Consider the following 19,783-nt stretch of genomic DNA (forward strand, 5'->3'; position numbering starts at 1 on the left):
TGCATGCTTGTCTTTGCATGCCAGTACTCTTCTTCGAAAATCTAGACTGTAACCCATCTCAATTCTACCTTGTCATTGGGATTTAGGTATTATGACACAGTATTATGATTCTGCTATATGTCTTGGCAGAAAAAGGAGAATATCAGCCTCGTTCTTTGTCTGTCGCATTTTTAAAACCCATTGCGGGGGAAGATCAGGCAACCAGTGCCATTTTGGCGTTGGAAAACCAAGTCGAGAACTTCGATAAGGTTTATGGCGCTTGCGCGGATACACGCTATAGCATCAGTGCCGTGACAGGAAAAGGCAGTTTTGCTGAGTTGGTTCAGTTCGTCACTGATTAAAAGAGGGACCGATATGAAAACTTATTTGGTCTTTCGCTTATATGGTGCGTTAGCCAGTTGGGGAGTGGAGGCCGTCGGAAAAGATCGTCCGACAGCCTCTTACCCGACACGCTCAGCGATTTTAGGGTTATTGGGCGCGGCGTTGGGCATCCGGCGTGATGACGAAGCCCAGCTTGCTGCGTTACAGCAGAGTGTCAAAATCGCCATCAAACAACGTATTTCAGGTTCATTGATGCGGGATTACCATACTTCTCAAGTTCCCTCTCAAGAGAAGAAACGGGTTCATCTGACGCGTAAAAGTGAGTTAAGCGATAAATCTAAATTAAACACAATCCTGTCATCACGAGATTATCGCACTGATGGTATTTGGATTATTGCAATTTCACTCACGGAACAGGCTCATTTCACCCTCAATACGTTACGTGATGCGCTGATAAAACCCGTTTTTACCCTGAGCCTCGGCCGGAAATCCTGCCCTCTCGCGCTTCCGATGATGCCGCAGCTGGCAGAGTATTCCTCATTAAAGAGCGCGCTGGATATGCCTTTTCCTCCCCTGACCCAATCTAAAAAAGCAGATCGCTATTTGTTCGGTTTATTCGGCAAATATGATGAAGTGAGCTATTTCTGGGAGGGAGAGAAAGATGAAATCAATATTCCTGATATCACGGTATTGACCAATCAACTCTGGGATGAACCACTTTCACGCAGCCGCTGGCAATTTACGCAACGCACGATGCACCAGCTATCGATAATGGAGGAAACCGATGTATCTGTCTAAAGTCACCTTGCGGCCTTCCGTTTATCATATTCAGGCACCGTCATCAAAAAAGACGAAAAATGATGTCTATACTGCCCACCAGCTTTTGTGGCAACTGTTTACAGAACAGGAAGAGCGCAACTTCCTCTTTCGGGAAGAGATAAGCTTAAGCAGCAGACCTGAATTTTTCGTGTTGTCCCAAACCGCACCGATAGTCAATTCCCCGCGATTTCAGGTGCAAACTAAATCTTTTGCACCTCAATTACAAAACGGGCAAAAACTGGCGTTCAAGCTCCGCGTGAACCCGACGGTCTGCATAACTGAAAAAAGTTCAGGCAAACAGCGGCGTCATGATGTTCTGATGCACGCTAAACTTCGGGCACAGCATTCGAGCGTTAATCCTGATGGGATTGAATCATTGATGACACAAGCTGCCCAAGCGTGGATACAGGATGAGAAACGGCTGGCTAATTGGGGGTTCCGCTTCGACTTCACTCCGGATATGGAACGCTATACCCAACATTGCAGTTTTAAATCTTCCGGCCAGAAAATCGAGTTTTCGAGCGTTGATTTTCAGGGTGTTCTCACTCTGTCAGACTGCGATCTTTTCTTTGAGCAATACAGTAAAGGATTCGGCCGGGCAAAGTCCTTTGGTTGCGGGTTAATGCTGATAAGGGCGCTGTAATGGCATATATTCCATTAAAACCGATTCCGATCAAAGACAGAAATTCGATGGTCTTTATCGGCATGGGGCGTATTGATGTCAAAGATAATGCGTTTGTGGTGATTGATGAAGTCAACGGCGAACGCATGCACATTCCCGTCGGTTCTATCGCCTGTATTATGTTGGAACCCGGTACCCGCATCAGCCATGCCGCAGTGAAACTGGCCTCAACAACAGGCACTCTGCTGATTTGGGTCGGAGAAGCAGGTGTCAGGCTCTATTCCGTCGGGCAGCCGGGCGGTGCCCGTTCAGACCGATTGCTTTATCAGGCCAAACTGGCACTGGATGAAGATTTAAGACTAAAGGTGGTGCGCAAAATGTTTGAATTACGTTTTGGTGAACCCGCCCCGCAAAGGAGAAACGTTGAACAGCTCAGAGGCATAGAGGGAGCCCGTGTCAGGAAGAACTACCAAATATTGGCAAAACAATACGGGGTAAAGTGGCAGGGACGCAACTACGACCATACCGATTGGGATAAAGGCGATCTTATCAATCGCTGTATCAGCGCAGCAACCTCCTGCCTGTATGGCGTAACCGAGTCCGCCATTCTTGCCGCAGGATACGCCCCCGCCATTGGCTTTCTGCACACAGGTAAACCTTTATCCTTTGTCTATGATATCGCGGATATTTTGAAATTTGATACCGTTGTTCCTATCGCTTTTAAAGTTGCTGCCAGCAAGAGCATGACTCCTGACAGGCAGGTCAGAATTGCCTGCCGCGAAAAATTCAGAACAGACAGGACACTGAAACGCCTTATTCCCCTGATTGAAGAAATCCTCGCCGCAGGAGAAATTTTACTGCCACCGCCGCCGGCTGATGCACAACCTCCCGCCATTCCAGAGCCAGTATCTATCGGCGACATTGGTCACAGGAGTCAATAAATATGAGTATGACAGTTGTTGTGACAGAAGCCGTTCCTCCTCGGTTACGAGGACGTTTGGCTATTTGGTTGCTGGAAATACGGGCCGGAGTTTATGTGGGAAATATCTCCCACAAGATTAGAGAAATGATTTGGGAACAAATCACAACACTCACCGAAGATGGAAATACAGTTATGGCATGGAAGACCAACACCGAATCTGGCTTCGATTTTCAAACTTTCGGGGAAAACAGAAGAGAACCGATAGATTTTGATGGCCTTCGTTTAGTGAAATTTAAACCATTTGCTGAGGAGTAATTTAGAGGGATTAAAACCTATTAAAAGTTGGTAGAATTTTCCTGACCCATAAAGTTCTTTAAAAATATATTATTATATTTAGTGTGTTCCCCGTAAGCACGGGGATAAACCGGCAGCCGTCAGGTCATCGCCGACTTTGGTCAGGTGTTCCCCGTAAGCACGGGGATAAACCGTATCGGGTTTTGAAATGAATGGCAAGGGGCCAGTGTTCCCCGTAAGCACGGGGATAAACCGACGAATTTGACGAGCGATATCGTTATTGGATGGTGTTCCCCGTAAGCACGGGGATAAACCGGTCAAAGCGCTCGGTGAGGTGGTGGAACTGTTGTGTTCCCCGTAAGCACGGGGATAAACCGCGATGCGCAATGCCCTGAACATGGAACGCACGGTGTTCCCCGTAAGCACGGGGATAAACCGTTATCAATGTGGCAATTACCGGAGTTACCATCGTGTTCCCCGTAAGCACGGGGATAAACCGCCTAAAAGATGGCGGCGTTCAGTTTGAAGTAAGTGTTCCCCGTAAGCACGGGGATAAACCGGATAGATGAACTGGTTGCCTCCATCATTAACAGTGTTCCCCGTAAGCACGGGATAAACCGGGGTAGGCGGCCCATTAACGGGGAAAAAAGTTGTGTTCTGATGTGGTTCAATGATTTTGGTCACTGTTATAGAGGTGATATTCTCACTTCGACAATTCAACAGGTGACATAATGAAAAGAAGTTTCAGCCCCGAATTTAAAGTAGAATCCGCTCAGTTAGTACTTGACCAAAACTACAGTATTGTCGAGGCCGCCAGCGCAATGAATGTCAGCCCATCAGCTCTGGGGCGCTGGGTTCGCTAGTTAAGTCAGAAACGGCAAGGCCACGCCCCCAAAGCCCTGCCCATCACGCCCGAACAAATTGAACTGCGTGATTTGGAAAAGAAACTGCAACGCCTGGAAATGGAAAATGAAATTATAAAAAAGCTACGGCACTCGTGATCTCGGACTCCCTGAACAATTTGCGTTAATTGAACGATTCAGAGTGCATTACCCCGTCGTTTTGCTTTGCCAACTCTTCGGCATACATCGCAGCAGTTATCAAGCCTGGCGAACCCGAAAAAAATCGCCAGACCTCAAACGTGTCCGACCAAAGAGCTTAATTCGCGAAGCTTTTCAGGAAAGCCACGGCTTTGCGGAAGTCCGGACTATGGCATCGAGGGTCACCGCGAAAGACCGGCCATTAGAGTGTTGGCTGGCGGGCAAATTGCAGATGCTAATCATTGTTCAAGTTTTACACAATAGAGATGTGAGATCTGTCTGATAGTTTGATAGTGATGAACAAGAAAGCCCCTCGAAAATCGAAGGGCTTTTGCTAAAGGTTTGGTTATAAAGTGGATGAGATGTGGATGGATGATTACAAAATCCCTTTATAATCAATACATAACATCTTTAAACGTCCCAGTAGTATGTGGGCTATTATTATAAATGGCAAATGTTGCCAGAAAAGGAAAGTTGTTTGGGCTATGACGCTACCTGTTTTTCCAATCGCTTTTCGATAGCATCCATTAGCATGCCAGTAACTGAAATATCAGGGAATGCCGCTTCTATTTCACGTACACAAGTCGGGCTGGTGACGTTGATTTCAGTTAAACGATCGCCAATGATGTCGAGTCCGACAAAGATTAAGCCTTTCTCTTTTAATACCGGAGCAACTGCACGGGCTATTGCCCAATCACTTTCTGACAACGGGCGGGCTTCTCCACGCCCACCGGCTGCAAGGTTACCACGAGTTTCTCCCTGAGCCGGAATACGGGCGAGGCAATAAGGTACAGGCTCACCATCAACAACCAACACACGTTTATCCCCATCCTTAATTGCTGGCAGGAAATTTTGTGCCATGCAATAACGGCTGCCATGTTCCGTCAAGGTTTCAATAATAACGCCTACATTGGTGTCATCTTGCTTCAGGCGAAAGATGGAAGCGCCTCCCATGCCATCCAATGGTTTAAAGATAACATCGCCATGTTTTTGATGAAATTCGCGTAAATATTTTGCATTGCGGGTCACGAGCGTATCAGGAGTTAACTCAGGGAACCAGGCTGTAAATAGTTTTTCATTGCAGTCGCGCAGGCTTTGAGGTTTGTTGACTATCAGGCTCCCTTTGATTTCTGCTCTTTCCAGAATATAAGTCGCATAAATATACTCAGTATCAAAAGGTGGATCTTTGCGCATCAGAATAACGTGCAAAGTATCAATGGCTATCTCTTGTTCACTGCCAAACTGGTACCATTGTTGTGGATTTTGTTCCACTGTGAGCAAACGAGTACGGGCACGGGCTTCGCCTTGATGCAGGTAGAGATCATTCATCTCCATATAATGGATTTCCCATCCGCGTTTTTGTGCTTCCAGCAGCATGGCAAAACTAGTGTCTTTTTTAATGTTGATGGATGAAATCGGGTCCATCACTATACCGAGTTTGATCATTTTTTCTCCTTAACCCAGATCACCAAAACGGACTTGCAGGGCAGTAATTGCGGTAAGTGCCGTAGTTTCCGTCCTCAGAACACGAGGCCCTAACAGAATATCAGTAAATTGATATTTTGCTGTCATTTCTATTTCTTCAGCGGACAATCCCCCTTCTGGCCCAATCAGCAGTCGTACTTTTTTCACAGGTAGTGGAAGGGTATTGATGCTTTGGCTGGCGCGGGGATGCAGGTTTAATTTTAGGCTGCCATCATTTTCCTGGCACCATGCTTCAAGTGATATAACAGGGCGGATTTCAGGAATACGGTTACGCCCGCACTGTTCACAGGCAGAAATAGCAATTTTTTTCCATTGCTGTAATTTTTTTTCTAATCTTTCCGCATCCAGTTTTACCCCGCAGCGCTCAGAAAGTAATGGTGTGATTGTGCTGACACCTAATTCCACGGATTTTTGGATTGTGAATTCCATTTTTTCACCACGGGACATAACTTGCCCTAAATGCAGATTCAGTGGTGATTCATGATCAGATAATTTGCCATTAAGAATACGCACTTTGACCGCTTTTTTACTGGCTTCAGTAATCTCTGCATTAAAAATCTGATTGCTGCCATCAAAAAGTTGTAATTCCTGCCCATAACTCATTCTGAGTACGCGGCCTACGTGATTGGCAGCATCATCACTCAGATAGGTTTCAATTCCTACTGAGAGCGTTTCAGGGTGATAAATGCGGGGAGTTCGCATATTTCTTTTTTCCTTCTTTTTCCGGAAGTCTCCGGTATGACGTAAACCGTCATATAATAAAGTTGATTTATTGCCATAATAAATGAGCGCTGTTTGCATGATCAAGTTATACACTTCGTCTTTCAAACTGCTTCTTTGTTGGCTGCGCTCGCTCACCCCGGTCACATAGTTAGCTATGCTCCCGGGGATTTGCTCTCTTGCCGTCGCGCTGCAACTTGAAATCCATTGGGTATAAGCTATCTCCTTGCGAGCGGGTTCGCATATTTATTTTGAAAGGACTATTTTAATTAAATTTTCATTGTCAATGTTCAGAAGAAAGGATTAATATTCTCCTTGTTCTGATTGAGGTCAGAAAATAAGGGAGAATGTAATAACAAGGATGTTAATTTTAAAATAATTTCTGGTTTCTAAATAAATAATAATAAAGGATGGTTTGTTATTTTAATTGAGATTAAATATATAATAATCATGTTTTTCTGTAGCACTTTGCTCTTATTATCTGTTATCGATATTAAAACCTATCTCTTGCCAGATATTATCACGTTACCTTTATTATGGCTTGGGCTTTTATTTAATATCGAAAGTAATTGGATTCCGATCAAGAGTGCAATATATGGCGCCATATCAGGGTATCTGTTTCTGTGGTTTTTGTATTGGTTATGTTGGTCTTTTTTAAAGAAAGAGGGGATTGGTTATGGCGATCTTAAACTAACAGCAGCGATTGGGGCATGGCTGGGAGTAGAAATGATACCAATACTGATGCTGATGGCTTCATTATCTGGATTATTGGGTTTTATGATTATCAGACTGAAAAGAAAATCCTACCCTGATTTTATGGCGTTTGGGCCTTATTTATGTTTATCCGCAATAGTTCTGGTAGGGGTTTACTTAAATAATTCTATTGATATTTAATAGATTTTTTGTGTCACAGTTTTTTGTGTCACAGGTAATGAACCAACTGCAAAAAATCTTTCTACAGGGCAATCTATACCCAATGTATTTCAAGTTGCATCGCGACGGCAAGAGAGCAAATCCCCGGGAGCATAGCTAACTATGTGACCGGGGTGAGCGAGCGCAGCCAACAAAGAGGCAGTTTGAAAGACGAAGTGTATATTCAACAAGCTGCAAGGTATTACAGGCGGACGCTGCTCTCCGCAACGTCCGGTGTGATTTTCAACTTACTGAGGTCACTTCATTTCGCCTTTCAATACTTTGGCGCTCAGCTGAAAATTTCAGGGTAAAGTAATATTCCCTCCCGCAATCAGTTTGACGTGATGAATCTGCGGATAATGTTCAGTCATCTTTTTTTGATGCAACCACCAGTGCAGATAATCGGCATCATGGTGATGTGAATTAAATAATAAGCCGACTACACTGCCGCTATGGGCGACATTTAAGCCATAAATGCCGGCTTGTTCGACTAAATCCCGTAATTGTTCAAAACAGGGTTTAGGCAGGATCGATTGATTGGCGATGGCACTCAGTGTACAGGCTTCACCAAGACGATAATTATCATGCTGTTGGTTTGCAGCGCGGAATTTTTCCCATGCTTGTTGGAGCAGGGAAGCATTATCCAGCAGCTGTGAACGGTGATCTTGCTGATGGAATTTTTCCGTTAAAATGATTTGTGGGCTTTCCAGCAGCAAAATATCGACATCAGGCTGCCAGTCGAAAGGAATTTGAGTTTGGGCTGTAAGATGATCAAACAACGTTAATTGCTCAAATATAGTACTGTCGGTGGGTTCTAGTTTTACACAGAGTTGCGCAAGCGTTTCACTGTTTAGTGATTTACCTAATAATTTTGCAGTTGCATGTGCGGTTGCAGCGATATCTGCTGTGCTGCTGGCCATGCCTTTGGCAAGCGGGATTGCTGATTGATATTCAATGCGTAGGGCCGCAGAAAATTTCAGAGGAATTTGCCAGTAATCCAGCAATAAATTTACCATCTGGCGCATACGCTGTCGTTCATGTCGTATGGGAGTGCCTTCACTGACTGATACACAACTGAACCAATTAATCGGGCAGGAGATTAATTTTTCCCCCCCAAGTAACCATCCTTGTAAAAGCTCGCCACAAGAAGCAGGACAGCAGGCTTCAGCCATGTGAAAGCACTTGTTGCATGGCGGCAATCAGGCGTTGATTTTCCCGTTCACTGCGTATAGCGATTCGATAGTAATGTTCATCTAACCCTGCATAATTTTGGCAATGACGGATCAGAATCCGATGTTTAAGCAAGGAATGCCATAAATCAATATTGAGTTTATGGCAGCGGAAGAACAGGAAATTGGCTGACGGAGGCCAGACGGTCAGTTCAGGAAAGAAAGTAAGATGTGTCCACAGATAATGTTGCTGTGATTTTAGCCATTGATGTGTGGCAGCAATATAAGAGTGATCATCAAGTAAAATCTCACCAACCAGAGCCGCAAAAGCGTTGATTGACCACGGCTCTCGCTGTCTTTTCATCTCTGCGATCCCAGCTATATTACCACTGAGCAGATAACCCAATCGCAGCCCGGGAATGGCGAAAAATTTTGTCAGTGAACGCAATATATAAAGATGTTTATTGGCCGGAAATTGAGGGAACATTCCCCGGTTATCAGGTATAAAATCAATAAAGGCTTCATCAATAATTAATGAGATTGCCTGTATTTCGCAATATTCCACCAGTGATTGCAGGAACTGGTTGTCAGGCATTAAACCCGTCGGATTATTGGGTGTGGCTATAAAAACACAATCGGGTTGAATATTAGCAAGCACATCCAATAGGCGTAGATCGGGCTGAAATCCAGCATCTTCTGTTAATGGATACTCAATAATCTCCGCCTCAATATGGTGTAAGGCGCGATGATACTCAGTAAAACTGGGGATGAGGAGCAAGGCTCGTTTCGGGGAGAGGTAACGAACGACGGCGTAGATCAGTTCTGTAGCGCCATTACCCGCTATCACCGAAGCATAATCACATTGATGAGCTGTTGCGATTGCCTGATGTAAATGGCGATATTCCACATCGGGATATTTTTCGATACAAGCGAGCTGATTTTTAATCAACGTCTTGACCCGTTCAGGTGCGCCCAGCGGATTGATATTGGCGCTGAAATCAATCAGTTGACTAGCTGATAGGCCATATTTCTCAGCAACTTCAATGATATTGCCACCATGTTCACTCATGTGCCTGCTTTCTCATTAAAAATTTTTAGTTTGGAAGAGAGTTCACTGAGTGTGGGGAAAGTCGACTCAAAAGAGAGTGCTGTACTCAAATTAACGACATCACCAATCACAATCAGCGCTGGTGCATGTAGATTTTTCTCTTCTACTTTTGCGGCTAAGGTTTCCAGTGTGCTTATAACCTTATTTTGCTTGGGATGACAAGCATACATGAGCACCGCTGCGGGCGTTGAGGGAGATTTGCCATGCAGCATTAATTGTTGGCAGATTTCTGTCAGACGACTCATTCCCATCAGAATAACCAAGGTTCCTTCCAACTGGGCGAGTACATTCCAATTCTGCTGTTCGTTACCTTGGTAGGTATGACCGGTCACGATATGAAAGCCTGATGCGTAATCGCGGTGTGTGACCGGAATGCCCGCATAGGCTAATCCGCCGATTGAGGAACTGATACCCGGAATAATTTCAAACTGAATGCAATTCTGTGCCAGCACCTCGACTTCTTCCCCCCCTCGGCCAAACACGTAAGGATCGCCTCCTTTCAGGCGAACAACCTGCTTTCCTGCCTGCGCGTACCTCACCAGAATTTGATTAATCTCTTCCTGCGGGATAGGGTGGAAATCATGCTCTTTTCCCACATTAATGATTTCGCACTGTTCTGGTGCCTGAGCAATCAATTCAGGATTGACGAGACGGTCATGAACAATGACCTCGGCTGAGTGAATACAGTTCAGCCCTTTGACGGTAATTAAACCTGCTTCTCCGGGACCTGCACCAACTAACCATACTTTGCCTTTATTCATGGAATTACCTCTATTGGGTATATTTTTGCTGTCTTTCAGACTGCAAAACGAAATCCAGTTAAGGATAGATAATTAAAAGAAAAATATGTTTTTATATATGATTAAATATTAATCTGCATCCTCATGGGAGCGAATGATTATTTTCATGCTTTTATTTTATTGGGTTTATTATTATTGTGTTTTCGTCGTGATGGGTTTCATTATCACGTTAATTTGAAGAAATTAAATTTGATTTATATCAATATAAATATCAATTTTTTAAAAAATTAATTATTTTCAATATAATCATCGGTAACTATTGGTAATATTTTCTATGATTAATAGTTTGTCATTTTATTAACGCTTTATGCTCCTTGCTTTTTATGGTAAAAAATTATAACTTTCAGTGGATTGAGTTTGTTTTTGTTGGTTTTTTAAATGGATTTTCTTGTGTTAATTTTTATTGGCCATAATATAAAAACCTTTTCTTAATATAATAATCATGAGCAAGATCACAAAAGGAATAAAGGATGTTTTTATAAAATTAAAAACTGTGTATTTTGAAAATTAAGCAGCCTCTCTTATTTGTATTTATTTTAAAGTGATAATGTTAATATCTATGTTTCTATTTTGTTTTTAACATAAAATTTAAATTTTAATTCTGTCCTATCTGGCTGAGACTGATTTTATTGTCATAAATTAACTAAATGACGTTTGTTTGATAAATATCAATGAATGGAAATGGGATATTAAAATTTTAATATCAATACATAATTTTATATTCAATGTATTTCAAGACACAGCCAACAAAGAGGCAGTTTGAAAGACGAAGTGTATACATGTTTGGAGAAAGCAGATGCAACAGAGATATGCTTTTGTCATTGCAGGTACAGGTAGTGGTTGTGGAAAAACGACGATTGCGCTGGGCATCATGCGGGCATTGATGAATCGTCACCTGAGAGTACAGCCGTTCAAAATCGGGCCTGATTATCTGGATGGTGGCTGGCATCGTGTTGCAACTGGCATCGCTTCGCACAATCTTGATGCGTTTATGTTACCTGTTCCCATTTTGAATGGCCTGTTTAATCAGGTCATGGTTGATAAAGATGTTGCTGTCATTGAGGGGGTTATGGGGCTATATGATGGCTATGGCACTGATCCCAATTATTGCAGTAGCGGAGCGATGGCAAAACAGCTTGGTTGTCCGGTGATTTTACTGTTGGATGGCAAGGCGGTTTCCACTTCCATTGCGGCGACAGTGATGGGGTTCCAGCAATTTGATCCTATGCTCAATATCGCTGGCGTGCTGATAAATCGCGTGAATCATGACAGCCATTTTCAGTTGTTGAAGCAGGCTATTGAACATTATTGTGACATTCCCGTTTTAGGAAGAATTCCTGTAATGGCAGATGTTGCGCTTCCTTCCCGTCATCTTGGCCTGGTTTCGGCACAAGAACGAGGTGAACAACAAGATGAATGTTGGTCGCATTTGGCCCGGCAAATCGAAGCCTCGGTAGATTTGGATAAGTTATTAGCCCTGACGCAATTGTCTGATTTCCCGGAGGGAAATATTGATGCTCTCGTCGATCCCGCTATGGGGCAGGGTTTGACGCTTGCTCTGGCGGAAGATGAAGCGTTTCATTTCTATTACCCCGATAACCTGCTGCTGCTGGAAAAAGCAGGTGTTGCTATCAAACGTTTTAGCCCGTTGCATGATTATCAATTGCCAGCGTGTCAGATGGTTTATCTGGGGGGAGGGTATCCTGAGCTTTATGCGCAGGAGCTATCCGCCAATCACGCTATGCACTCAGCATTACGGCAGGCACATCAAAAAGGCATTCCTATTTATGCAGAGTGCGGTGGCTTGATGTATCTCGGAGAAGCCCTGACTGACGCACAAGGTGTGCGGCATAACATGGTGGGGTTGATTGCAGGTGAAAGCCAGATGAGAGATCGCCTGCAACGCTTTGGTTATTGTGAAGCTACGGCAATGCAGGATACGCCCTTGGTGGCAAGAGGGGAAACGCTGCGTGGGCATGAGTTTCATTACTCAGATTTTATCACTGGGCAATCACCCATTTTTGATTGTGTGAAATGGCGTGATGGTTCTGCTCAGTCCACACAAAAAAAAGTACAGAAACACTGGCAGGGAGGCTACCAGAATGGCAATACGCTGGCGGGATATCTACATATCCATTTTGCCCAACGCCCTGGTTTGCTTCATCGCTGGCTGACGGCAGCACGGAGGCTGTTATGACGGTATTACTGTGGTTTGCTGCTTTTCTTTTGGACATGAAACTGGGTGATCCCCCTCATTGGCCGCATCCCGTACGCTGGATTGGTCGGTTTATCACTCAGGCAGAACAAATTATCCGCCGAATTTGCCAAACTGAAATCAGCCTGAAATGGGGTGGAATACTGTTATGGCTGGTGGTTGTGGGCAGTGTCTGGCTGACGAGTTATTGGATTTTGCAATTCACCTATGGCGTGACGTTCTGGTTGGGCCGTTTGATTGAAATCTGGCTGATTTATACCGTTCTGGCAGTGCGTAGCCTTAGCAATGCGGCGGATGCGGTTTATCAGGCATTGCGACAAGGGAATTTGGTTGCCAGCCGTGAACAACTCGCCAGAATTGTCGGGCGAGAAACCGCTCAACTGCAAGCACCACAAATCAGCCGTGCTGCCATTGAAACTGTGGCGGAAAACAGCGTGGACGGGGTAATTGCCCCCCTGTTTTTCCTGATGCTTGGTGGCGCTCCACTTGCCATGACCTATAAGGCGATCAATACCCTCGATTCTATGGTTGGTTATAAAACCCCCCGATACCGGGCGCTGGGGATGTTTTCGGCACGGATGGATGATGTGGCGAATTGGTTACCGGCACGTTTGGGATGGTTACTGCTGGCGCTGGCGGCGAAATGGCAGGGGTTGGATTTTCGGCAGGCACTGCGTATTGGTTGGCGTGATCGCTATCAACACAGTAGTCCCAATTCTGGCTGGTCGGAAGCGACGGTGGCGGGAGCGTTGGGTATCCGTCTTGGCGGGCCTGGCATCTATTTTAATCAGCTTATTGAAAAACCGTGGATCGGAGAGGCAAAACGCGAAGTCATTCCTGACGATATCCCACTTTCTGTGCAAATGATGATGATGGCATCAATGATGGCACTGTTGCTGTTTTCGTTGCTGCATAGTTTGTTTAGCGTGATGTTATCGCCGTCAGGGATGGCTTGAGGAGGAAAAATAAAATGAATAACTATACCCAACAACCACAGCAATATATCCAACAACCACAACAGATTGAACGTAATAGCTTTGAGATTATCACTCGCCTTATTTGCGAGTTACGCCCTGATTATCGGTTTGTGGATGAAGATCAGGAAGCGATAATCAAACGGGTGATCCACACTACCGCCGATTTTGATTGGCTCGATATCCTCTATTTCTCCCCTGAAGTTTTGCATCTTATCCGAGACGGTATTTTGCGGGGCTGTACGTTATATACCGATACCACAATGGTGTTATCCGGCATCAATAAAACACGCTTGGCCCAATATGGCAGTAAATGTTGCTGTTATATCAGCGATCCCCGTGCCATTCAGATGGCAAAAAGTCAGCAAATCACACGTTCAATGGCAGCAGTAGATCTTGCCCTGCAAGAGTCAGGGGAAAAGATTTTTGTCTTTGGTAATGCCCCAACCGCGCTATTCCGTCTGATGGAGCATAAATTTTCCCCGATTGCGGTGATCGGTGTCCCCGTTGGGTTTGTTGGTGCGGAAGAGTCCAAAAATACCCTTATCGACAGCGGGCTGAGTTGTATTGCCGCGAGAGGGCGCAAAGGGGGAAGTAATATTGCAGCCGCCATTATCAACGCCATTCTTTATCGGATGCCTGAGGTGCGGGATGAGTGAGATCAACGGCCTTGAAACAGATGGCCTCGGTACGGTCTGGCACAGGGGAAAACAATACCGCAAGGGCTATACCACGGGGTCTTGCGCCACAGCCGCAGCAAGGGTGGCTGCGTTGATGATTTTGCGCCAGCAGATTATTCATCAAGTTTCGATTGTTACGCCTTCTGGTGTCACATTGGCCTTGAATGTCGAACAGCCGTTGATCGAAGGGCAACAAGCGATAGCCGCTATCCGCAAAGATGGTGGAGATGATGTGGATGCAACTCATGGCATGTTGATTTTCGCTCGCGTTGTCCTGAATGACAGCGGCGTAATTACGTTGGATGGCAGAGAGGGTATTGGCAGGGTGACGCGGACGGGAGTTGGCTTGCCCATTGGTTGGGCTGCCATCAATAAAACGCCACGGCATACTATTGAAGAAGCGGTACGGGAGGTGATTGGCCCACTTCGGGGGGCGGATATTGTGATCTTTGCGCCAGAAGGGGAAGAGCGGGCGAAGAAGACTTATAACGACCGACTGGGGATTAAGGGAGGGATCTCGATTATTGGTACGACAGGCATCGTGACACCAATGTCGGAAGAGAGCTGGAAACGTTCTCTGGCACTTGAACTGGAGGCTAAGCGAGCCGACGGGATGGAGCGCATTATTTTCGTACCGGGAAATCATGGTGAACGTTTTGTCAGCCAGCAATTGGGTATTGATGGGAATTGTGTCGTCACAATGAGCAATTTCGTCGGATATATGCTGCAAGAAGCGGTACGTTTGGAATTCCGCCATGTGGTGCTGGTGGGGCATGTCGGCAAACTGGTGAAAATCGCTTCAGGTATTTTTCATACCCATAGTCACATTGCCGATGCACGCATGGAAACGCTGATCGCAAATCTGGCTTTGATGGGTGCCCCTTTTGAATTGATTCAGGCGGTGGATCAATGTGATACCACTGAAGCCGCCATTGAATTAATTACCGAACAGGGCTGGCAGGCGGTATTCCAACAAATTGCTCGGAAAATCTGCTGGCGTATCGATCAAATGCTGCGTTTCGCCAGTAGTAAACCTCAGTGTGATGCCATTCTGTTTTCTTTTGATAATCAAGTGCTGGGCTGTAATCGGCCAGTAAATGAAATCGTGGAGGACTTCCGATGATCACCGTCGTTGGCATTGGTCCCGGAGATACAGCAAACCAAACACTGGCCGCGCTGGATGCGATAGAGCAGGCGGAAGTACTGGTGGGTGGGGCACGTCATCTTGCCGAGTTTCCTCATTTCAGCGGTGAAACCCGCCGGGTGAATGCTGATATGGATGGATTGATGCTGTGGCTTGAACAGCATCAACACCGGCAAATTGTAGTGCTGGCTTCGGGCGACCCCCTCTTTTATGGCATTGGCAAACGGATTGCGGCGCATTTTTCTGCCCGGAACGTCGGAGGGGAAAATGTCCGCATTATTTCTGGCATCAGCTCAATCCAATATTTATGCGCCCGTATTCTGCTGGATATGAACGACATCTATCTCACCAGCAGCCACGGGCGTAAGCCGGATTTTGACTGGCTGCTCCAACATGAAAAAGTTGCGATGGTGACGGATGAGGTGATTGGCCCTTACCGGATCGCACAAGAAATTCTGGCACACGGGCAGCAGCGTCACATGGTGATTGGTGAAAATTTATCGCAGGAAAATGAGCGGATTGTTTGTTTAAACGCGGAGCAGGTCGCCCAGCGTGGCGATATTCATTATGGCTTGAATGTAGTGGTGATCCTGAATGAAAGATGAACTGTTTTTGCGCGGTCATCGCATCCCCATGACCAAAGAAGCGATTAGGGCGTTGGTATTGGAGCGTCTGGAACTGGAGAAAGCCAGATACTTTATTGATGTCGGAGCGGGTACAGGCAGCGTCAGTATTGAAGCCGCACTGCGTTATCCCGCGTTGGATATCCTTGCCATTGAACGCAAAGAGGAAGCCTTGTCGCTGATTGCTGAGAATATCCGGCATTTTGGTTGCCATGCGGTGCGTATTCAGTCTGGCACGGCTCCTGTGCCATTGGCTCATTCCACTGATGCCATTTTCATTGGCGGGACTGGCGGACATCTTATTGAAATGATTGATTGGGCGCTCGCGCACCTGAATCAGGATGGTCGTTTAGTGATGACCTTTATCCTGCTGGAAAACTTCACGCAGGCATGGTCACACCTGAAAACCTGTCAGGTGACATCGCTGGACGGACGTGAAATTCAAGTGGGGGAACTGACTGCATTGGGGCAAGGACATTATTTCAAACCCAACAATCCGACTTATTTAATTGCCTGCCGGAAAGGTTCCGAACAAGAAGCAGATTGGCAAGAGGAACAGGATGATGTCTGAACATATTGGTCATATCGATTTTGATACTGAAAAAGTCTGGTTTGTCGGCGCAGGGCCGGGGGATAAGAGCCTGATTACCTTAAAAGGTTATCAATTGTTACAGCAGGCTCAACTGGTGATTTATGCAGGATCGCTGATTAATCGGGAGTTGCTGGAATATTGTCGGGCGGATGCTGAATGCCATGACAGTGCGGGTATGACGTTAGCGGAAATCACCGACTCGATGGTGAGTGGTGTAAACGCAGGTAAGTTGGTCATTCGCCTGCAAACGGGAGATTTGTCGTTGTTTGGCTCTATTCGTGAACAGGCTGAAGAACTGGCAAAGAGAGGCATTGGTTTTGTTTCTGTGCCGGGGGTGAGTTCATTTCTTGGCGCTGCTGCACAATTGGGGGTGGAATATACCGTCCCCGAAGTCGCGCAAAGCCTGATTATTACCCGTATCGAAGGCCGAACCCCCATGCCGCCACGGGAAACGCTGGAAGCCTTTGCCGCACATCAGACTTCAATGGCTATCTTCCTTTCGGTGCAGGATATCACGGGGGTTGTTGCCCGATTGATTGAAGGCGGTTATCCACAGGAAACACCGGTTGCCGTGGTTTATAAGGCGACATGGCCGGACTGCCAGATAGTGCGTGGCACATTGGAAACCATTACAGAACAGGTACGCTGTGCCGGTATCCGCAAAACAGCCCTGATTTTGGTAGGTGCTTTTCTTGGAGAAGAATTTCACTATTCAAAACTGTATGACGCGAGGTTCAGCCATGAATACCGCCGCGCCTGAAAAATCAGTACCTAAAAAAGCCTGCGCCTTATTCTGCCTGACCGCAGGCGGTATTACGTTGGCACATCGCTTGCGCTCTTATCTGGAGATGGATTGTTTTACTTCTCCTGAATTGGTGGAAACCGGATTCATTGCTTTTGATGACACTTTTTCCAATACGGTACGCAAAGCATTTATTCAATATGACTCATTAGTCATGATTGGAGCGACGGGGATCGCCATTCGGGTTATTGCGCCGTTGCTCAAGGATAAAATGACCGATCCTGCGGTTGTGGTGCTGGATGAAAAAGGGCAGTTTGCCATTAGTTTGCTGTCCGGGCACCTGGGGGGAGCCAATGAACTTGCACAGCAGATCGCGGATGTTCTTGATAGTCAGGCGGTTATTACTACTGCAACAGATGTTAACCAACTCGCGGCACTGGATGTGCTATCTCAACAACTTGACGGGGAAATGGAAAATTTCCGCGCCAATATCAAAACTGTCAACCAAATGCTGGTCAATGGTCGGCGGGTGGGTATTTGGTGGCATCCTGCATTGCGTGGTGAAAAAGATCACTACGATACGCGTGGATTTATTCCGGTTGACGATTTTAATTGCCTGCCTGAACTGGATGCCTTGGTCTACGTCAGCTATGAGCAGGAAAGGCTGGTGCTGGCGATCCCAACGTTTAAACTGGTTCCTCGCCGCATTGTCGCAGGAATTGGCTGTCGGCGTGGCATCGAAACTGAACGGGTAGCACAATTGCTGGAACGTCATCTGGTTGAGCACAGTTTTGATCCGCTGGCATTGAAAGCCATTGGCAGTGTGGAGTTAAAGAAATCAGAACCTGCATTAATCCAATTGGCGGAAGAGCGCCAAATTCCGTTCCAAATCTTCTCCGTAAATCAGCTTGCCCAGTGTGAACAGGCATTTCCGGCTTCTGATTTTGTCCGAAAAACTGTGGGCATAGGCTGTGTCTCCCAACCTGTAGCCTGGCTGATGAGCCAAGGACATCTGGTTGGTCATACCCTGCGTGAGCAGGGAGTCACCATCACATTAGGAGTATTGCATCCATGTTAACTGTCATTGGAATTGGGCCGGGCCGTGAAGCTATGATGACGCAGGAAGCGATTGCTGCGTTGAAAGCTGCCGATATCGTGGTGGGTTACAAAACCTATACCCATTTGGTGAAACCATTGGTAGGCGATAAAGAGATTATCAAAACCGGTATGTGCAAAGAGATTGAACGCTGTCAGACGGCTATTGATCTGGCAGAACAGGGTAAAAATGTTGCGGTAGTTTGCAGCGGTGATGCGGGCATTTATGGCATGGCGGGGTTGATTCTGGAATTGGTCAGTCAACAAAAGCGCAATGTGGAAGTCAGGCTGGTGGCTGGTGTGACAGCAAGTACGGCTTGTGCGGCTTTGCTTGGCGCACCCTTGATGCACGATTTTTGCCATATCAGCCTGAGCGATCTGCTTACACCGTGGGAGGTGATTGAAAAGAGAGTGCGAGCAGCGGCTGAAGCGGATTTTGTGGTCTGTTTCTACAATCCGCGCAGCCGGGGGCGCGAAGAACATTTGGCGCGGGCATTTTCCCTGATGGCTCCGTGGAAATCGACAGAAACACCTGTTGGGGTGGTGAAAGCCGCAGGGCGCAAGCATGAGGAGAAATGGCTGACGACCTTCGGTGAAATGGATTTTTCCCGCGTTGACATGCGCAGTCTGGTGATTGTGGGCAATCAATCGACCTACATACGCGATGGGTTAATGATAACCCCGAGAGGGTATAAACTATGAAACGGTCATTAATCCATATTTTTGGCGGTACAAGTGATGCCCGCCAAATTTGCGAGATGATGGATATCGCAGGCATGGATTATTGTTTGTCGGTGGCAACACCAACGGGAGCACAGCAGGCGGAGGGAATTCGCGGTGAGATTGTCATTGGTCGGATGGAGTCAGAAGGCATGGTCAAAGACCTGCAACAGCGGGGTACGGGTATGGTGATTGATGCTTCTCACCCTTATGCAGAACGATTGAGCCAAAACGTTGCCAACGCGAGCCAAAAATTAGGGGTTCCTCTTATTCGTTATATCCGCCCCAGCGATATTGATGCTGTTGAGCATGCTCTCATCCATAAAGTGACAACTATTGAACAGGCATGTGAAGTGGCATCTCGCTTAGGCTCACGTATTTTGCTGACCACGGGCAGTAAGCAATTAGCCGATTACTTAACTTACTTGAAGGGAAAGACGGTGCTGGCCCGTGTATTGCCGACAGCAGAAGTGCTGGTGATGTGTGAATCCTTGGGTTTATCCGTCGACCAGATTTTTGCCCTGAAAGGTCCGTTCAGCGCTGATTTCAATCGGGCATTTTACCAATTTTGTCAGGCAGAGGTGGTAATCACCAAGGAATCAGGTGAACAGGGGGGATTTAAAGAAAAAATTGAGCCGTGCCTTTCCCTTGGGTTGCCTTGCATCGTGATTTGCCGTCCAGATTATCCCTTTGTTGGTGAAGGGATAACACAGGTCAATGGGTTGGAAGAAATGGAACATTTGTTAGCCCGAAAAGCTTGGCAAAAATAGGTTGGCGAATTTTTCA

The 19,783-nt window shown here is 46.2% G+C and carries 22 protein-coding genes and 1 CRISPR repeat array; of the genes, 17 read left to right on the forward strand and 5 right to left on the reverse strand.

What is annotated here, in order from left to right:
• Positions 1-104: 104 nt before the first annotated feature.
• From BM329_RS10555 to BM329_RS10580, 6 genes are all read left to right on the forward strand, one after another.
• The gene (locus BM329_RS10555; RefSeq protein WP_245759059.1) at positions 105-341 is read left to right on the forward strand and encodes a hypothetical protein; all 237 of its coding nucleotides are present in this window, start codon (positions 105-107) and stop codon (positions 339-341) included.
• Between the two features lie 13 nt (positions 342-354).
• Entirely contained in the window at positions 355-1,119 is a 765-nt protein-coding gene (gene cas5e / locus BM329_RS10560) for a type I-E CRISPR-associated protein Cas5/CasD (protein WP_092552761.1), read from the forward strand.
• Positions 1,106-1,783, forward strand: coding sequence for a type I-E CRISPR-associated protein Cas6/Cse3/CasE (cas6e, locus tag BM329_RS10565; protein ID WP_092552764.1), 678 nt, complete (start codon positions 1,106-1,108; stop codon positions 1,781-1,783). The genes cas5e and cas6e overlap by 14 nt, the downstream gene beginning before the upstream one ends.
• Positions 1,783-2,703 (forward strand): type I-E CRISPR-associated endonuclease Cas1e, encoded by a 921-nt coding sequence (gene cas1e / locus BM329_RS10570; protein WP_092552767.1) that lies wholly within the window; start codon positions 1,783-1,785, stop codon positions 2,701-2,703. The genes cas6e and cas1e overlap by 1 nt, the downstream gene beginning before the upstream one ends.
• A gap of 2 nt (positions 2,704-2,705) precedes the next feature.
• The gene (cas2e, locus tag BM329_RS10575; RefSeq protein WP_092552770.1) at positions 2,706-2,999 is read left to right on the forward strand and encodes a type I-E CRISPR-associated endoribonuclease Cas2e; all 294 of its coding nucleotides are present in this window, start codon (positions 2,706-2,708) and stop codon (positions 2,997-2,999) included.
• A gap of 83 nt (positions 3,000-3,082) precedes the next feature.
• Positions 3,083-3,599: a CRISPR direct-repeat array (repeat unit 29 nt; unit sequence GTGTTCCCCGTAAGCACGGGGATAAACCG).
• Between the two features lie 110 nt (positions 3,600-3,709).
• Positions 3,710-3,841, forward strand: coding sequence for a transposase (locus BM329_RS10580; RefSeq protein WP_092552773.1), 132 nt, complete (start codon positions 3,710-3,712; stop codon positions 3,839-3,841).
• Between the two features lie 660 nt (positions 3,842-4,501).
• On the opposite strand, the gene gshB is transcribed toward BM329_RS10580, so the two are convergent.
• Positions 4,502-5,464 (reverse strand): glutathione synthase, encoded by a 963-nt coding sequence (gene gshB / locus BM329_RS10590; RefSeq protein WP_092552776.1) that lies wholly within the window; start codon positions 5,462-5,464, stop codon positions 4,502-4,504.
• 9 nt (positions 5,465-5,473) lie between these two features.
• Positions 5,474-6,205, reverse strand: coding sequence for a 16S rRNA (uracil(1498)-N(3))-methyltransferase (gene rsmE / locus BM329_RS10595; RefSeq protein WP_092552855.1), 732 nt, complete (start codon positions 6,203-6,205; stop codon positions 5,474-5,476).
• Between the two features lie 468 nt (positions 6,206-6,673).
• Here rsmE and BM329_RS10600 point away from each other — a divergent pair, with 468 nt between their 5' ends.
• Positions 6,674-7,117: a prepilin peptidase gene (locus tag BM329_RS10600; protein ID WP_092552779.1), complete on the forward strand. Its 444-nt coding sequence runs from the start codon at positions 6,674-6,676 to the stop codon at positions 7,115-7,117.
• Positions 7,118-7,437: 320 nt separating this feature from the next.
• Here the strand turns inward: BM329_RS10600 and BM329_RS10605 are convergent, their stop codons facing one another.
• The 3 genes from BM329_RS10605 to cobA are packed head-to-tail and all read right to left on the reverse strand — an operon-like array spanning position 7,438 to position 10,173.
• The gene (locus BM329_RS10605; RefSeq protein ID WP_092552782.1) at positions 7,438-8,307 is read right to left on the reverse strand and encodes a GHMP family kinase ATP-binding protein; all 870 of its coding nucleotides are present in this window, start codon (positions 8,305-8,307) and stop codon (positions 7,438-7,440) included.
• The gene (gene cobD, locus BM329_RS10610; RefSeq protein WP_092552785.1) at positions 8,300-9,373 is read right to left on the reverse strand and encodes a threonine-phosphate decarboxylase CobD; all 1,074 of its coding nucleotides are present in this window, start codon (positions 9,371-9,373) and stop codon (positions 8,300-8,302) included. The genes BM329_RS10605 and cobD overlap by 8 nt, the downstream gene beginning before the upstream one ends.
• Positions 9,370-10,173, reverse strand: a complete 804-nt coding sequence (gene cobA, locus BM329_RS10615; protein WP_092552788.1) for a uroporphyrinogen-III C-methyltransferase — start codon at positions 10,171-10,173, stop codon at positions 9,370-9,372. The genes cobD and cobA overlap by 4 nt, the downstream gene beginning before the upstream one ends.
• A gap of 835 nt (positions 10,174-11,008) precedes the next feature.
• Between cobA and BM329_RS10620 the strand changes: the two genes are divergently transcribed.
• From BM329_RS10620 to BM329_RS10665, 10 genes are read left to right on the forward strand one after another with little or no spacing between them, the layout of a single operon-like run.
• Positions 11,009-12,409: a cobyrinic acid a,c-diamide synthase CobB gene (locus BM329_RS10620; protein ID WP_092552791.1), complete on the forward strand. Its 1,401-nt coding sequence runs from the start codon at positions 11,009-11,011 to the stop codon at positions 12,407-12,409.
• Entirely contained in the window at positions 12,406-13,383 is a 978-nt protein-coding gene (gene cbiB, locus BM329_RS10625) for an adenosylcobinamide-phosphate synthase CbiB (RefSeq protein WP_092552794.1), read from the forward strand. Before BM329_RS10620 ends, cbiB begins: the two co-directional genes overlap by 4 nt.
• Positions 13,384-13,397: 14 nt before the next feature.
• Positions 13,398-14,060: a cobalt-precorrin-8 methylmutase gene (locus tag BM329_RS10630; protein WP_092552797.1), complete on the forward strand. Its 663-nt coding sequence runs from the start codon at positions 13,398-13,400 to the stop codon at positions 14,058-14,060.
• On the forward strand, positions 14,053-15,204 hold the full coding sequence (gene cbiD / locus BM329_RS10635) for a cobalt-precorrin-5B (C(1))-methyltransferase CbiD (protein ID WP_092552800.1): 1,152 nt from the start codon (positions 14,053-14,055) through the stop codon (positions 15,202-15,204). The genes BM329_RS10630 and cbiD overlap by 8 nt, the downstream gene beginning before the upstream one ends.
• Positions 15,201-15,830, forward strand: a complete 630-nt coding sequence (locus tag BM329_RS10640) for a cobalt-precorrin-7 (C(5))-methyltransferase (protein WP_092552803.1) — start codon at positions 15,201-15,203, stop codon at positions 15,828-15,830. Before cbiD ends, BM329_RS10640 begins: the two co-directional genes overlap by 4 nt.
• Positions 15,820-16,419 carry a decarboxylating cobalt-precorrin-6B (C(15))-methyltransferase gene (locus BM329_RS10645; RefSeq protein WP_092552806.1) on the forward strand — a complete coding sequence of 200 codons (600 nt, stop codon included), beginning with the start codon at positions 15,820-15,822 and terminating at the stop codon, positions 16,417-16,419. The genes BM329_RS10640 and BM329_RS10645 overlap by 11 nt, the downstream gene beginning before the upstream one ends.
• Positions 16,412-17,200 (forward strand): cobalt-precorrin-4 methyltransferase, encoded by a 789-nt coding sequence (locus BM329_RS10650; RefSeq protein WP_092552809.1) that lies wholly within the window; start codon positions 16,412-16,414, stop codon positions 17,198-17,200. The genes BM329_RS10645 and BM329_RS10650 overlap by 8 nt, the downstream gene beginning before the upstream one ends.
• A complete protein-coding gene (gene cbiG, locus BM329_RS10655) occupies positions 17,181-18,260 on the forward strand; it encodes a cobalt-precorrin 5A hydrolase (protein WP_092552812.1) in 1,080 nt (359 codons plus the stop codon). The genes BM329_RS10650 and cbiG overlap by 20 nt, the downstream gene beginning before the upstream one ends.
• The gene (locus BM329_RS10660) at positions 18,254-18,979 is read left to right on the forward strand and encodes a precorrin-3B C(17)-methyltransferase (protein WP_092552815.1); all 726 of its coding nucleotides are present in this window, start codon (positions 18,254-18,256) and stop codon (positions 18,977-18,979) included. The genes cbiG and BM329_RS10660 overlap by 7 nt, the downstream gene beginning before the upstream one ends.
• Positions 18,976-19,767, forward strand: a complete 792-nt coding sequence (locus BM329_RS10665) for a cobalt-precorrin-6A reductase (protein WP_092552818.1) — start codon at positions 18,976-18,978, stop codon at positions 19,765-19,767. Before BM329_RS10660 ends, BM329_RS10665 begins: the two co-directional genes overlap by 4 nt.
• Positions 19,768-19,783: the final 16 nt, after the last annotated feature.

Origin of the sequence: Xenorhabdus koppenhoeferi, from assembly GCF_900116635.1 — a bacterium.
GTDB lineage: Bacteria > Pseudomonadota > Gammaproteobacteria > Enterobacterales > Enterobacteriaceae > Xenorhabdus > Xenorhabdus koppenhoeferi.